At 39.8% G+C, this 14,736-nt stretch carries 16 protein-coding genes and 1 tRNA gene; 13 read left to right on the forward strand and 4 right to left on the reverse strand.

Translation table 11 applies throughout. The features are described from left to right. Window positions 1-123: 123 nt before the first annotated feature. From ABM313_RS04460 to ABM313_RS04480, 5 genes are all read left to right on the forward strand, one after another. A complete protein-coding gene (locus ABM313_RS04460) occupies window positions 124-1,200 on the forward strand; it encodes a hypothetical protein (RefSeq protein WP_434686487.1) in 1,077 nt (358 codons plus the stop codon). 94 nt (window positions 1,201-1,294) lie between these two features. Beyond that, window positions 1,295-2,395 carry a pentapeptide repeat-containing protein gene (locus tag ABM313_RS04465; protein ID WP_434686488.1) on the forward strand — a complete coding sequence of 367 codons (1,101 nt, stop codon included), beginning with the start codon at window positions 1,295-1,297 and terminating at the stop codon, window positions 2,393-2,395. Then, entirely contained in the window at window positions 2,370-2,771 is a 402-nt protein-coding gene (locus ABM313_RS04470) for a hypothetical protein (RefSeq protein WP_434686489.1), read from the forward strand. The genes ABM313_RS04465 and ABM313_RS04470 overlap by 26 nt, the downstream gene beginning before the upstream one ends. Window positions 2,772-2,898: 127 nt before the next feature. Beyond that, window positions 2,899-3,402, forward strand: a complete 504-nt coding sequence (locus ABM313_RS04475; protein WP_434686490.1) for a hypothetical protein — start codon at window positions 2,899-2,901, stop codon at window positions 3,400-3,402. Between the two features lie 111 nt (window positions 3,403-3,513). Next, a complete protein-coding gene (locus ABM313_RS04480; RefSeq protein ID WP_434686491.1) occupies window positions 3,514-4,917 on the forward strand; it encodes a cobyrinate a,c-diamide synthase in 1,404 nt (467 codons plus the stop codon). A gap of 50 nt (window positions 4,918-4,967) precedes the next feature. Here the strand turns inward: ABM313_RS04480 and ABM313_RS04485 are convergent, their stop codons facing one another. Then, entirely contained in the window at window positions 4,968-5,936 is a 969-nt protein-coding gene (locus ABM313_RS04485) for a leucine-rich repeat domain-containing protein (RefSeq protein WP_434686492.1), read from the reverse strand. A 163-nt stretch (window positions 5,937-6,099) separates the two neighbouring features. On the opposite strand from ABM313_RS04485, the gene mnmA reads away from it, so the two are divergent. Beyond that, window positions 6,100-7,185 carry a tRNA 2-thiouridine(34) synthase MnmA gene (mnmA, locus tag ABM313_RS04490; RefSeq protein ID WP_434686493.1) on the forward strand — a complete coding sequence of 362 codons (1,086 nt, stop codon included), beginning with the start codon at window positions 6,100-6,102 and terminating at the stop codon, window positions 7,183-7,185. Between the two features lie 27 nt (window positions 7,186-7,212). Here mnmA and ABM313_RS04495 read toward each other — a convergent pair whose 3' ends face one another. Then, window positions 7,213-7,731 (reverse strand): tetratricopeptide repeat protein, encoded by a 519-nt coding sequence (locus ABM313_RS04495; protein ID WP_434686494.1) that lies wholly within the window; start codon window positions 7,729-7,731, stop codon window positions 7,213-7,215. 363 nt (window positions 7,732-8,094) lie between these two features. Beyond that, window positions 8,095-8,772: a hypothetical protein gene (locus ABM313_RS04500; protein ID WP_434686495.1), complete on the reverse strand. Its 678-nt coding sequence runs from the start codon at window positions 8,770-8,772 to the stop codon at window positions 8,095-8,097. A gap of 384 nt (window positions 8,773-9,156) precedes the next feature. Here ABM313_RS04500 and ABM313_RS04505 point away from each other — a divergent pair, with 384 nt between their 5' ends. From ABM313_RS04505 to ABM313_RS04525, 5 genes are all read left to right on the forward strand, one after another. Beyond that, on the forward strand, window positions 9,157-10,827 hold the full coding sequence (locus tag ABM313_RS04505) for an NACHT domain-containing protein (protein WP_434686496.1): 1,671 nt from the start codon (window positions 9,157-9,159) through the stop codon (window positions 10,825-10,827). 199 nt (window positions 10,828-11,026) lie between these two features. Beyond that, a tRNA-Arg gene (locus tag ABM313_RS04510) sits at window positions 11,027-11,100 on the forward strand. Window positions 11,101-11,260: 160 nt separating this feature from the next. Next, window positions 11,261-12,385 (forward strand): THUMP domain-containing class I SAM-dependent RNA methyltransferase, encoded by a 1,125-nt coding sequence (locus tag ABM313_RS04515; RefSeq protein WP_434686497.1) that lies wholly within the window; start codon window positions 11,261-11,263, stop codon window positions 12,383-12,385. Window positions 12,386-12,413: 28 nt separating this feature from the next. After that, complete coding sequence (locus tag ABM313_RS04520) at window positions 12,414-12,812, forward strand: nucleotidyltransferase domain-containing protein (protein WP_434686498.1); 399 nt, start codon at window positions 12,414-12,416, stop codon at window positions 12,810-12,812. Beyond that, window positions 12,809-12,961 carry a HEPN domain-containing protein gene (locus ABM313_RS04525; RefSeq protein WP_434686499.1) on the forward strand — a complete coding sequence of 51 codons (153 nt, stop codon included), beginning with the start codon at window positions 12,809-12,811 and terminating at the stop codon, window positions 12,959-12,961. Before ABM313_RS04520 ends, ABM313_RS04525 begins: the two co-directional genes overlap by 4 nt. 3 nt (window positions 12,962-12,964) lie before the next feature. Here ABM313_RS04525 and ABM313_RS04530 read toward each other — a convergent pair whose 3' ends face one another. Further along, window positions 12,965-13,816 (reverse strand): IS5 family transposase, encoded by an 852-nt coding sequence (locus ABM313_RS04530; protein ID WP_434684046.1) that lies wholly within the window; start codon window positions 13,814-13,816, stop codon window positions 12,965-12,967. A gap of 66 nt (window positions 13,817-13,882) precedes the next feature. Here ABM313_RS04530 and ABM313_RS04535 point away from each other — a divergent pair, with 66 nt between their 5' ends. Continuing rightward, a complete protein-coding gene (locus tag ABM313_RS04535; protein WP_434686500.1) occupies window positions 13,883-14,128 on the forward strand; it encodes a HEPN domain-containing protein in 246 nt (81 codons plus the stop codon). Window positions 14,129-14,278: 150 nt separating this feature from the next. Continuing rightward, entirely contained in the window at window positions 14,279-14,623 is a 345-nt protein-coding gene (locus tag ABM313_RS04540) for a hypothetical protein (RefSeq protein WP_434686501.1), read from the forward strand. Window positions 14,624-14,736: the final 113 nt, after the last annotated feature.

A 14,736-nucleotide genomic window follows, 5' to 3' on the forward strand; every position in this document is an offset into this window, starting at 1 on the left:
TAAATGTTGCAAAGCAACATTTAAAAAAATTCCTGCTTTGGATTTGAGCGCAAAGCGCTGGATGTTGCATTAATAGCTTGCTCCTGTATAATTCATTCCTAATTTACAGAGCTTATTTTCTATATGGTTACCAACCTTGTCAAACCACTAGCGGACAACTTTTGGAGTGAATACAACATTCGTTTAGAGCCTTGGAGTATGGGCTATGATGCGCCTGTCAGCATCAATCCTGAAGAAATTCCCACTAGTGACAAGGTAAATACTGAAGTTGAATTTGATAATGGTGAATGGCAACCAATTAGGGCAGCGATCGCCCCTGAACTTCCTAATCAAATTTTGTTTATAGATGGGAGATTACGCCTTGATGCGAGCTTTTTAGGTCGGCGAGATGATGAGATATTGTATGGAGCTTTTGCGACGATTTCGGTGGGGGCGGTATTAGTTGATCGCACGATCAGTAGAGCTAAATGTGTAGCAACAGAAGTGACCAGAATTATTGCCCTAGGAGGGAATTTAACTCCGCCAGTCACGTCAATCCCGTGTCCTGTTAGTGGTCGAGGTGATTTGAAGTATGATCGCTGCCTGACTAGTAGTAGCAATCAACCAGATACACCCTCTCAACTAGTGCAAAGCGAAATGCTTGATGAAGAACTACGGATTGCTAATGCCCTCTCATTAAACAAAGAATTAATTAAAGAGAATACGCTAATCGTCCGTGATGGACCTTTGCTCTATCGGGTTTATCAGACTCCCTACGATACAATTGGCTATGTAAAAACGATGGGTAAAACTTATCTCAAAGGAGACAATGCCCAAGTCATGAGATCGCTAAAAGTGGGAGAGCGCACACCGATTTTTCGGATTTCTAAAGCCAATGATTCCAATCTTAGTTGGTATTTGCGATCGGGTAGTAAAGATCTGAACTTTAAAAAGCTGGGCTATCATGACCTACATGGGATTATTCGCATCGATCTGGATGGTGCAATTCCCCTTGAACGTGCTAAGGCGATCGCCGATCAAAGCACCTATTTAATTCCTCAATATGCCTCGCATCCTACCCGTGATCCCCGTGCGCCGCAAAACCTTACCCCAGTGGGAGCTTTAGAAAAAGAGCTTGGGCGGAGAATGGGAAGCCGCGAACTAATTTCGCGGCGATTACGTAATTTTTTAGCTGATTCTGCTAGTTTTCAGTCGCTCTAGAACACACAATATTTTTTGTAGTGCGGCGAAGCCGCGCCACAAAAAAATTGGTTCTTTATTGTAAGATTAGCAAGATTAAACAGAATTAACTAGATTGGCTCCATCAAATTCTCGAATTAAAGTATTTTTCTTAGTCATCGCTGCGATCGCTGCGATGATGTCCCTCATCGCCATGTATCTAGAGCGCGATGAACTAGTGTATATCGGGCTTGGCATCATCACGACGATTATCCTGCCAATTCTCTTACCACCATTCCTAACGGCGATCGCCGAGTCACCACTAGGAAAACGGTGGGATATTTCTCTATCGGTTATACTTGCAGGAGTCACAATATTAATGGCAGCCCATGTCACTGAGTTTGATGCCGCTTTTGCACGATGGTTTGACAGCCTGAAATGGGATGCTTTAGGAGCAGTAGGGCAGATTTTAATCGCGATTTTGGCGGTGTGGGTAGCTTGGCGACAAAATGAAATTTCTGAAGAATTAACTGGTCAACAAAATGTCATTACCCAACAGCAAACCATAGATTCCTATTTCCAAGGGATCTCTGATCTCGTTCTTGATCCGCAGGGACAATTGGAAGACTGGCCGTTAGAAAGAGCGATCGCCCAAGCTCGAACCGCAGCATTGCTGGGTGGCTGTGATGCTGACGGACGTGCGAAAATTATTCGATTCCTATCTAGTGCCAATCTTTTAACTCCACTTAAACGCGATGGCTTGCTCGGTCGTCCGATTTTGGATGGAACTGGTGGCTATGTCGTCGATTTGGCTAATGGAGTAAGGGTAGTTAATTTGGGAATGATGCTTGCTGGTCGTGATGTTTGCAATACGGATTTGCGAAATGCGGATTTGAGTGGAGCGAACTTGATTAAGACAAATTTTGTGAATTGCGATCTTACGGGTTCAAACCTCGTGGGGGCGATCTTAGCTAAGGCAAACTTGCGCGGTACAGATCTCAGTCGAGTGAGGCTATTTTATGGCAAGCTAGAAACTGCTTCCCCCCGCGATCGCCAACATCTCCCCAACTTTGAAACAGGGGAATATACAGGCGCAGTAGTAGAAGATGCGGACTTTAGCAAGGCGATCGATTTATCCGAAGAATCACGTCAATATCTCTGTGCATGGTGTGGCAAAAAATCTCGTAAAACTATCCCAGGAGGCTGTGAAGATGTACCAAATAGATTGGGGCGCTAAAAGTTGTCAAGCTTCACAACGCCAAAATTTATCACCGCAAAGCAGAAATCACAGATTAGCGATCGCCACTTTCTTGAGTGTCCAGATCTCTACCCTGACAATGATGCCGATGCTTAGTTTTGCCGAAACCCAGTCAAAACCATCTGTGCTGGAAGATATACCCGAAGAAGTTTTACGTGCAGAGATCTATACCGATGCGCGATCGCCGATCGATGGCAAACAACTCTCGGCAGCCGAATACACTGAACTCATGGAAAAACTGCGATCGCTCGACAGTATCCCTCCTGAAGATTTAGTCTCGCCAAAGGTACGCGAAGTGATCGGTCTATTAAAGCTTCGTAAATTCCTAAAACAGTTTATTCCATTTATTCCATAGGTAGAGATAAAAAATAGCGCGAGTGTAGAGTCTCGGATAAATGGTAGTTTAGCATTGTATAGCTAGGTTTCATTTGCTGATGCAATGTAGAGACAATCTCTAAAATAGTAAAACTCACAAATCTATAATGCTTTCACAATCAGAAATCAGTCAACCAATACCTTTGTGGGTTGATATTATAGTCAAATTAACTCCATCAATAATTACTCTAATGGTGGGAAGTATTGGCACTTACATTGCATATAATCAATACCGAACGGCTAAAGATAAACTACGCCTTGACCTCTTCGAGAAACGTCTTGCAGCCTACGAAAAACTACAGGAGTATTTCATGTTTGTTTTTCAATTTGGTCGTGTTGATGGGCAAGCAATACAAATTTTAGGCGAAGCTCGTTATAAGTCTAGGTTTCTTTTTGGAGATGATATAACAAAACATATTGATGAAGTCTTGGATAAAGCATTAAAAATCCAAGAACTTGATTTCAAGCTCAAAGATTCGCATTCACTTCCAATTGGAGAAGAACGCAAACGAGTAGCCGAAGAACTTAGAGATATTCTTATATGGAATTCTGATCAGCAGATATCTTCACCAGAGAGATATGCTAAATATCTACAATTCCATGTGAATTAAAACTTAAATAATAATTAAAAGATACAGGGGAAATAGCGCGATTTACATTTGTTGGAAAATATAAATTATTGCGACAGTTTATTTCATAACTAGAATCAAAAAGTACTATAAATGGCAATTATCATCGCAGGTGAGCGTAGTGGTGTAGGCAAGACCACCGTAACTTTGGCACTACTAGCAGCAATGAAAGCGCGATCGCCATCTGCTAAATCTCCAGTGCAATCTTTTAAAGTGGGACCTGACTACATCGATCCCATGTTCCATTCCTACATCACAGGGCTACCCTGTCGCAATCTCGATCCTGTTCTTACTTCTGAATCTTATGTAAAGGAATGTTTTGCAAAACATAGCCAGAAAGCTGAATATGCACTCATCGAAGGGGTGATGGGGCTATTTGATGGTGCAACAGGCAAAGATGATACTGCTAGTACTGCTCATGTCGCAAGGCTGCTAAATGCTCCAGTAGTCCTAATTCTTAACTGTGCTAGTACTTCGCGTTCCATTGCAGCGATCGCGCATGGATATCGCACCTTCGATCCACGTATTCACATTGCAGGCGTTGTGCTTAATCGTGTTGGTAGCGATCGCCATTTAGAGTTATTAACCCAAGCTCTAGAACCATTAAATTTACCAATCCTAGGTGTTCTCCGTCGTCAAGACGATATCTCCATTCCCGATCGCCATCTAGGACTAGTTCCCACTGCGGAAATGTCTAATCTCGATGGCATTATTGAGCGGTTAGCCTATTTAGGAGAGACTTGCTTTGATTGGGAGAAATTGTTGCCATTGATGTCAAGCCCTCACCCCCCAGCCCCCTCTCCCTTTGGGAGAGGGGGAGCAGAAATACTGCTCTCCCATCCCCATGCGAGAGGGGCTGGGGGTGAGGGCATCCGTATTGCGATCGCGCAAGATCGTGCTTTCAGTTTTTACTATGCTGATAATCTCGATTTGTTTAGAGAAATGGGTGCGGAGTTAATTTCTTGGAGTCCCATTAGCGATCGCACCTTGCCAGAAAATATCCAAGGCTTATATTTTGGCGGTGGTTTTCCTGAAGTGTTTGCCAGCGAATTAGCCGAAAATAAAAACGCTAGAGCGTCCGTTCACAATGCGATTACATCAGGCTTACCAACCTATGCCGAATGTGGAGGACTAATGTATCTGTGCGATCGCATTGTTGATTTTCAGGAACAGTCATTCCCAATGGTGAATATTTTCCCGACAGCGGCAAAAATGGGCAAGCGACTAACTTTGGGATATCGTCAGGCGATCGCCTTGCAAGATAGTCCCTTAGTTAATAAAGGCGATCGAGTCTGGGGACACGAGTTTCATCGCTCATCTTTAACCGAAATCTGTGATCGTCCCTTGTATTCTCTACAAGGCTATGACTCACATTTACAATATTCATCGGAAGGATGGCAACGCTATCAAGTTCATGCTTCCTATACCCATATCCATTTCGGCGCACAAACGCACTTATTAGAGCATTTTTTGGTCAGATGTCGCCATTCTTGTTAGGCTCAAAAGAAGAAGGCGGCACAAAGATTCGCCTTCTTCTTTTGGGATGATTAATAAAATCTACAAATAGAATCTGGTTTGACTGGACAAGCTTTAATCGATAGATCTTTGGAAAGTTCGAGCCTAGATAAATTAGTTAAACCTGATAGTACCTTTAAATTATTAATGCGATTTTTATACAAATTTAGTCTTCTCAATTTAGTCAGACTTGCCAGAGGCTGCACATCACTAATCTGATTTTCATCGATTTCTAACCTAGTCAAATTAGTCAAGCGTGCCAAAGGCTTTAAATTACTGATTTTGTTGCCAGACAGGTAGAGTGTTTGCAAATTAGCCAACGATTCAAGAGGCTTAATATCTATAATTTGATTGACAACCAAACTAAGATATGAAAGATTTTTTAGATTTTTAAGAGGTTTAATATCTACAATTTGATTGTCACTCAGAACAAGGTACGACAATTTATCTAAGGATTCGAGAGGCTGAAGATCGCTAATTTTATTCTTCCATAGATCGAGTTGAGATAAATTCTTTAACCTTGCTAGAGGTTTTAGATCAATGATTTGATTATTGCTTAGCTTAAGCTCGGTTAAATTTGTTAACTCCGATAGAGGCTGAAGATCGCTGATTTGATTACCTTCAATGCTTTCTATATTGAGTCTAGTTAATTTTTTGAGACTTGCTAGAGGTTTAAGATCTCTAATTTGATTACTTTGGATGTCTATCGAAGTGACATTCTTCAAACTGCCTAGTGGCTGAAGATCGCTGATTTGACTGTCGAAAAGGCGGATGGATGTTAGGCGATTTAATCTCGTGTCAGCTAACTTACAGTTTTGAGTTTCAGCATTTACTAGTAATACTTCAATTGTTTTTCTAGTTTCAGGAGATAGAGATTTTTTTTGGAGACACCATTTTTCAAAGCTTTGATTATTACTTGGACTTACTTCTGCTTGTACAGCCTGAGCAGCTAGTAAAATCGCAGTGGAAGATAGAACAATGAAAGACCAAAAAGATTTCATGGTGACAATATTAATTACGACACTAATTACAATTTCAGGATTTTAGAGCCTTTTTAAAAGAATGTACAGAATTGCCATGTTACTCGTTTTTTAAGCGATCGCTTGCCACAAACCTCATAGCTCTTTGCGATACAATTTAGGTTGAATAGTTCGATCGCAGCAAATGTCAAACGCAGAAATCTTAGAAAAAAAGACAGAAAAAGTCGTAGTCGGTTTATCGGGCGGAGTTGATAGCTCCGTTGCTGCTGCACTATTACATCGGTCTGGATACGATGTAACAGGTTTGACGCTGTGGTTAATGCGTGGCAAAGGACAATGCTGTTCAGAAGGTATGGTTGATGCCGCTCGTCTATGTGAAGAATTAGGCATTCATCATGAAATTGTTGATAGTCGCGATGTCTTTGAACAAAATATTATCAATTATCTAGTCACAGGCTATGCAGCAGGAGCTACGCCTTTACCATGTTCACGATGCAACAAAGCCGTAAAGTTCATGCCAATGATGACCTATGCCCGCGAAAAATTAGGCATCAATAAAATCGCGACTGGACATTATGCCAAGCTAAACTTTAATCCTGAATCGGGACGCTACGAATTGCGCCGTGCCGTTGATGAAAATAAGGATCAGTCATATTTTCTCTATGAAGTCGGACAAGAAGAACTAAGCTGCTGTATTTTTCCCTTGGGCGATACAACTAAAGTCGAAACTCGCAAAATTGCTGCTGAGTTTGGCTTAGCCACTGCCGAAAAGCCCGAAAGTATGGACTTATGCTTAGTCGAAGCCAATGGCTCGATGAAAGCCTTTCTCGATAAATATCTCACACCCGTCCAAGGCAAGATCGTCGATACGAATGGCAATGTTTTGGGTGAACATGATGGTACTTATCACTACACCATCGGACAACGCAAAGGGTTAGGCGTAGCGGCAGCGCATCCTTTGTATGTGATTGCGCTCGATCCTGTCAAGAATGAAGTTATTGTGGGCGATCGCTCAGAAGCCCATGAGAAAGAATGCACGATCAATCAAGTCAACTGGGTATCACTTGCCCCTACAGATATTCCATTTACTGCCGAAGTGCAAGTACGCTATCGTACTGAGCCTGCACCTGCCACTGTAATTCCCCTCGAAGGCAATCGCGCTAGGATTGTCTTTGACGAGCCACAATTTAGCATTACTCCAGGTCAAGCAGCAGTCTTTTATCATGGTGACCTGTTACTTGGTGGTGGACTAATCGAAGCTAAGCAATAAAGAAGGGACGCTTTGCGTCCCTTCTTTTTAGGCTGTTGGTACTACTTGTTTGCGTAAAGAATTTAAGCGGCGTGTTGCGGTTTCATTCTTGTCATCCAGTTTTACGACTTGTTCATACATCTCGATCGCTTGAGGTAGTAGCTTTTTCTTCTCATAGGCATGACCAAGATTATTAATAGCCGTTACGTAACCTTCTTGCAAAGCGATTGCTTCTTTATAATTTTTGATCGCTAGATCGTACTGTTCTTGTGAGAAATAGGAAAATCCCAGCGCGTTATAAACCTCAGGAATATTCTCACCGCCTTCTTTCAGCGCCTTATTAAATAGCACAATGGCTTGAGCATAGAGCTTTTTTCGCAAATAGACACTACCAAGTTGGTAATAGTCTTCGGGTGTACCTTTTTCCTTTTGGAGCTTAGGTTGGAGGTCAGAAATTACATTTTCTAAACTACGGGCTTTCAAAATCTGGCGGATAACTAACCAGCTAACCCCAGCTAGCAGCACCACTAATGCCCCAAGGTATGCGATCGCTAATGTACTATCCATAAATATTTACTAATTTCAATCAATTTTATTAATACAGTTTTTCTATCATTGCACTCTAGCAATTTGTTTAGGTGGTTTAAAAAGTAATTTTTAACAAAAAACTGAAATGCTTCTTGCAAATATCGTTTATACGAGGGTTCCTGTGCCTTTAATGATTGGTATGAGTTGACGATTGACTCCCTGTCGATAAGCAATTTGCGAAAAAGCTCTTTTGAGGGGGCTTACTTTTTCTGTTACAGTCCACAGGATAAACTGATAGGGTAAATTTAGGGCATTTGCTAAGATATAGATTTAGTTGTTTGACAATTAATTTATATCTTAGCAAATGATTGTGTAGCATCAAAAATCAGGCTCAGTCAGTGATCACACTCCTAAGTTAGAGCTTTTACCATATATCTCTTTAAGTTTTTTAGTGAAATTTTCTTTTGCATCAAGCTTAAATTTTAACAAGAGTGCAGAAAGAGTTCTTTGTATGTGGAGTGTTGGATCTTCTTTAGATGACAAACCCTGTCTTAAGCCCTCTACTGATGGCTGAATATTGGCAAATAATCTTTTAGATGCATTCGCTTCTTCTAATAGATCAGCTAAACTTTGTCCATTAATAAGATAGAACAATCGTAAATGTTCCCTAGACTCCTCAATTTTTGTTTGCATTGTTCCTGCGATTTGAGTGGCAAAAGTTTCAGGGTTTTCCAATGTGATAGTTGGATTTGTCTTCACAGTCATAACCCACTCAGTTATAAGGAAACTTAAGTGCCCAGTGTACAAAGTGTACATACACAATGCTTCTTCAAATGATAAAATTTTAGACCTATTCTTAATAAAGTCTACATCAGCACCTAGTGTTTTGATGCTAGAGCCTAATGTATCGACTTTGACATTTATTTTCTTGTCTAGTTGGAGAACTTTAAATACTAGGTAGAACTGAACAGCAAAAAGAATTGCACTCAGGGCTACACCACTTCCTAACAACTGCGGATTTTGTAGAAGGAAAAGGAGTATATCTTTAGTGGCGTTTATTAATACAGGAGAGTTTTCCATATATTACTCAACAAACAAAAATTACTTAATTAGAATTTACACAAGAAGTCTTAGAAGTAAGATAAACAAACTAGTTCAGCACTAGGTAAGATCTCACCATCAATGCACCAGTAACACCAGCAACAGTAAAGTTTTGTACGGTTGAGCTTGCTTAAGATTGCTGTGATTCGCTAGAATATAGTCCTCTCTCCGATTAAACTGAGCAGAAGATTAGATAATATAAAAGACAGATTTTCATAAAAATAAAACTTTATAAAAATGCCTCTTGCTTTGCTGTTGTAACCATGTTCCAACAAATTGCAGAACAAATTACAGGGCTAGCAAATTCCATTGATATCGCAACGATACCGACAAGATCTTCTCAACATTTCGTAACAAATCTGAATGGGGCTCCCTGAAATGAATCACGGTACAAATAAAAGTTGTTTGACTAGACAAGCCCTTGAAGCCCTTAAAGTTTTAGTATTAATACCTAGCAACTCTGAGGGAAGTGGTAATGCAACTTATGATCCATCAGTTATCGCCTCTGATGTAGAGATTGATCGTGAAACTGTAGAAAGAATTCTGGGGAAACCTGGATTCGGACAGAATTGTCAACCAGCACAACTGGAAAAGATTCGGAAGCTTCTTACAAGATATAATCTTCCAGCAGATGCCAAATCTAAAAACTTCTGCACTAATCAGGAGAGATGCTGCTCTGAGAAGATTGCTGAAAATGAAAAGCCTCTTTTTATTAAAAATGGTTCTAACAAAGGAACTATTGAATTGATCCAAGAAATGCGAAATAGCATTAAAGATATTATTAAAGAGACTTGTGGGAAGCTAAGAATTTTAATCATGTCAGAGCCTGTTGATTTAGACAAAATCTACATCAATCTACAAATCACTGAGGCTTTAAAAGGGAATCGTTTGGCAGTTCCAAAACCTTTTGAAGGCGAATTGAAAAATAAGCATCTACGCCTTCTTGTAACTGGTGGTATTGGATCTGGCAAAACTACATACTTAAAGAATCTAGCCATTACTTGTATTGATGGAGTTATACTGCCAAACCAACTGCCAATCCATATTGTTTTAAGGGAATATATTGAGATCGGTAAAGGGAATGATTTACTTGAGTTTATTGCAAGTAAGTATAAGCTGGATGAATCTCAACTTAAAAAACTATTGAACGAGGAAAGTGGCGATGAATGTGATAAGTGTCTCTTCCTTTTTGATGGGTTAGATCAGGTCTCAGAAGTTAATCGAGATCTCCTGATTGAAACAGTTAGAGAGTTTGTACAAAAATATCCAAACAATGACTACATCATCTCTTGTCGCAAAATTTCAGACATGCCTCTACTAGAAAATTTTGAGATTGCAGAACTAAATGAGATGGATGACTCTATGATCGAAGAATTTCTTGAAAAACGGATAAAAGCTCTGCCAGAAAAACTTGATGATCAGCGTGTAGTTTCTGCTCCAGATCTTATTAATTTTCTCAATAAAAAGGATAATGAAAAAATAAAGGACTTGTGCAAAACACCTTTAATGCTTGCATTAATTTGCCTAGAGTATCATGCAAAAGATATAAATCACCTTAATAAGAATAAGTGGTCTATTGTTCAAGAGGCTGTCAATCTATGGCTAGAGAAATGGAATATCCAACAAGGTACTAAATTACTAAGTATTATCTCAACTCTTTTTATTGAGAATCTTTTGGCATATATTGCATATAAAACATTTGAGGATAATAATCTTTATCTTTCAAAAGAGAAACTGAAAAAATATATTCGTGATTACAATTATAGCTATCGTTTGCCCCCAGACCGATATTCTCTAGATGAGTATACTGATAGTGCTTTTGAAGCTTTAGAAGCTGTCTATGGAGTCACCTTGAAGCGGAATAACAACTTGTATTCTTTTCCTCATGTTATTTTTAGAAATTATTTTGGGATCCTTTATATTGGTCGAAATTTTCCTTCTTTAAAAGATTTTAAAGAAAATGTGGGGAATAGTAGCTCTAATTGGGACAATCTCATGAATGATGCAGAAGAAGCTTTTCTAGTTTTATTTTGAGAAAGCAATGCATTGATTTAAAATCTAGATTCCTTTTATATCATGATTGATCATAACATTTCAGCTAAGAGTCATGATTTTTTCTTCTAGTTTTATAGATTAGTAATTGATTTGAAATAAATTTTTCTAGTAACTTCTTTAAATAAATATTCCCAAAAGACAAAGTTTTGTTGTAATATAATAAACCGTGAAATTGTTTGGGCTAGTAGCTCAGTTGTATAGAGCAATCGCCTTCTAAGCGATCGGTCGATGGTTAGAGTCCATCCTAGCCTGTTTATATCAACACACAAAATGGCGTAGCCGTTTTGTGTGTTGAAAACCATTACAGGGTTCAGTTTTTAATTCACAAAAGTGTTGTCACACTTTTGTGAATTGCTATTATATATGTATATATGCGATGCAAAGCACCGCATATATACTCTGGATTTTAAAGATGAATCAATACTTTGCAACTGTGGCGAGAGGTTTAGAAGCACTCGCAGCACAGGAATTAGAACAACTGGGCGCACATGCAGTTGAGGCAGGATTTTGTGGTGTGAGCTTTGAAGGCGATCGCACTTTGCTTTATCGGGTCAATCTTTGGGCGCGGCTACCATTTCGGATCTTGATGCATCTCGATCAATTTGATTGCCTTGATGCTGATGATCTTTATCAAGGAATCAAAGCGATCGACTGGTCAGAATTTCTCACTCCTGAAATGACTTTATCGGTGAATGCAACTGGCAAAAATGATCACCTCAACCATACGCATTTCACGGCTTTACAGGTAAAAAATGCGATCGTCGATCAGCAGAAGAAGAAATTTGGCGAGCGATCGGATGTGGATGTACAGGAAGCGGATGTCCGAATCGGTGTGCATATTGATGACAATGGTTGCACGGTCAGTCTCGATAGCTCTGGCAATAGCTTGCACCGTCGCGGCTATCGTCCTGCTGTTGGCGCTGCTCCCCTGAAAGAATCCCTCGCTGCTGCCCTAATCCAGATGTCAGGTTGGCAACCCGACCAAATGTTTTACGATCCCCTCTGTGGTTCGGGAACTTTGCCCTTAGAAGCTAGTTTAAAAGCCTTGAATATCGCCCCTGGAATGTTTCGTGATCATTTTGGCTTTGAGACTTGGTTAGATTTTGATCAAGAGCTTTTAGCCAAATTAATTCAAGAAGCTGATGATAATCGTTTGGATGCTTTGCCTGCGCCAATCTGGGGTAGCGATCGCAATCCTGAAGTGGTGGATCAAGCAATTATCAATGCCAAAAACTGTGGCTTATCCAATCATGTCTATTTCTCGGCTCTCGACCTTGCGGAAGTAGTTGCCCCTGCTGATAGTGGCGTTCTCTTCTGCAATCCTCCCTATGGTGAGAGATTAGGACGTGATAGTGATTTGGGTGCTTTTTATAAGCAGTTAGGGAATGTTCTCAAACAACGTTTTAAGGGATGGACGGCTTTTGTCTTGAGTGGCAATAAGCAACTATCACAAACAATTGGATTGAAATGTGCTGAACGAACAGCCGTACTTAATGGAGCTTTGCCCTGTCAGTTAATGAAGTACGAGTTATATTAGAATTAGCATCAAAGATCCAGAGGTAAGGATGGGCGGCGCTTCGCGCCGCCCATCCTTACCTCTGGATCACTACCCCAAAAACATAGGCGATATGATGAAGACTATTGAAAATAAGCAATTATCAGATTTACTAATCGAGTTAAAAGCTAGGTTAGTAGAGCTATATGGCGATCGCTTATTTTCTTTGATTCTATTTGGTTCGCAAGCAAGGGGAGAGGCTACTTCTGATTCTGATATTGACGTGATGACAGTCCTTGATGATCCTGTAAATGTAGCCGAGGAAATATACAGAATGTCTGATATTGGTTGGCACTTTATGGATAAATATGGTGAATTAGTTTCAATTATTCCTACTGCGAAGTCCGCCTTTTTAGATTCTGCAATTTCTTTTATTCGAGTGGTAAAGCGGGAAGGTATTGAGATATGAGTGAAATCTCTAAACTGTTGAGCTTATCCTCCGAGGATTTAGAAACAGCAGAACTTTTACATGAGGCAAAGCGTTATCGTTCTTGTATATCTCGTGCTTATTATGCGATGTATTATGCTGCTCAGGCATTAGACCTCTTGCAGAACTGAAAATTAATCCAGAGCAGAGAAAGTTTTAGAAGCAACAAGAGCGACTTCAAAGTTATAAATGGCAGCAATCAAATTACAACGCAAACCAAAACGACGACGACGATTACGATAAGGTAAAGAGAGAATCTTAAAAATCTTCAAGCGACGATTAACATGCTCAATCGCAATACGTTGACGTGCAAGTTGGCGATTACAACGCTTATCTTCCTTGGATAATGAGCCATTTTGAGGCTTTTTGATAGGAATTTGCGAGTTAGGATGCAACTTTTGTAAGCCTTGATAACCCTTGTCTGCCAAACCTTGTGTCTGTGCGTGAAAATGAACTCCACTTGCCTTGAATAATGAGAAATCATGCTGCTTGCCCTTACCGTAAGCGGTACAAACTATCTTGAAATTAGTCAGATCGACCACCAATTGGGCTTTGAGGGCATGATGCTTTTTCTTACCGCTATAAAAATGTTTCTGGTGATATTTAGGGCGCTCAACCTTTGTCTCAGTTACATCAATGGCAATTATGGCTGGAGCCTTCTCCTGCCACAATGACTTTTTTCCTGCTAACCGAAACTTTTTCGATTTAATTAAGACATTTTCTACTTTTTTGACGATGCGGCAAATCGTCGATTCTGACACTTCCCAGTCGCTAGCAATATGAAAATAGGTGCGATATTCACGCCAATACTGCAAAGTAACCAATATTTGGTCTTCTAGACTTAGCTTTGGTTCTACACCACCTTGTCCTTTGCTTTGGGCTGCTTGTTGCATTAGCTCCGTCATTTGCGCAAATGTTTCTCTTCTTACCCCAAATAACCGTTTAAATTCTGTCGCTGATAGATTTTGACTGGCTTCGTATTTCATCGCTTAATTTGAGATCTGATAAAAAGCTTATAAATCTAACATGTTTTTGGTTCTGCAAGAGGTCTATTGCTGCTTTCAGAAGGTTTAGATACTTCTACTCATAAAGGAGTGATCAAATTGATAAACCTACATTTTGCTCATACAGGAAAGCTTTCCCTAGATATTGCTAAGCTCCTGAAAAGTACTTATGATCTGAGACAATCGGGTGATTATAGTACCAATTTTGTAGCTGATGAGATAATTGCTAATAGGGCGATCGCTGATGCAAAAACTTTTATTGCTGAGATTAGAAAGATTTTGCTAGATAAATAGCCTTATAAAGTGGATATTTGGGAATAAAGCTATCAAATTTAATGAAAACTATAGGTAATTTTTTTGATTGTTGGTGACCTTGATCACCAATCAGACTTACTGATCATAGCTACAATAATGAAAGTAAAATGCAAACAAAGCTTAAAAATTGTGAAATTCATTTCAATTGGGGTTATTTCCGCGATCGCCGCCTTATCTATTCCATTTTCAGCTCAGGCAGACAGTAGAAAAGCCTATTGTGAATATTATCCTAATGGTTCTAGAAGACCTACAGTATCTATGCCCTGTGTGTTTTCGATGAGTCAAGGCAATATCGGGATTCGATGGGAAGATGGAGTGTCTGATTATTTCTTGCAGAGTCGCGATCGCCCTATGGTCTATACCGATGAACGCGGTGGAATTGTCTATCAGCAAAGGGGCGAAGAACAAGCCGATGGCACTAGCGTCAGAATCATGAAAATGGAAAATGGCTCTATTTATATCTGGGGAAGTTAGCAAATTTTTTAAGAAATTTAGCAACTTTCCGAATTTTTCTCATGTCAATTATGGATATCGGTTAAGATTTCGCTAATTGTTATAACAATAAAATCTCGGCTTAGCAATAAAAA

The sequence above is a fragment of the Pseudanabaena minima str. Chao 2107 genome (genome assembly GCF_051131155.1).
Lineage (GTDB): Bacteria > Cyanobacteriota > Cyanobacteriia > Pseudanabaenales > Pseudanabaenaceae > Pseudanabaena > Pseudanabaena minima.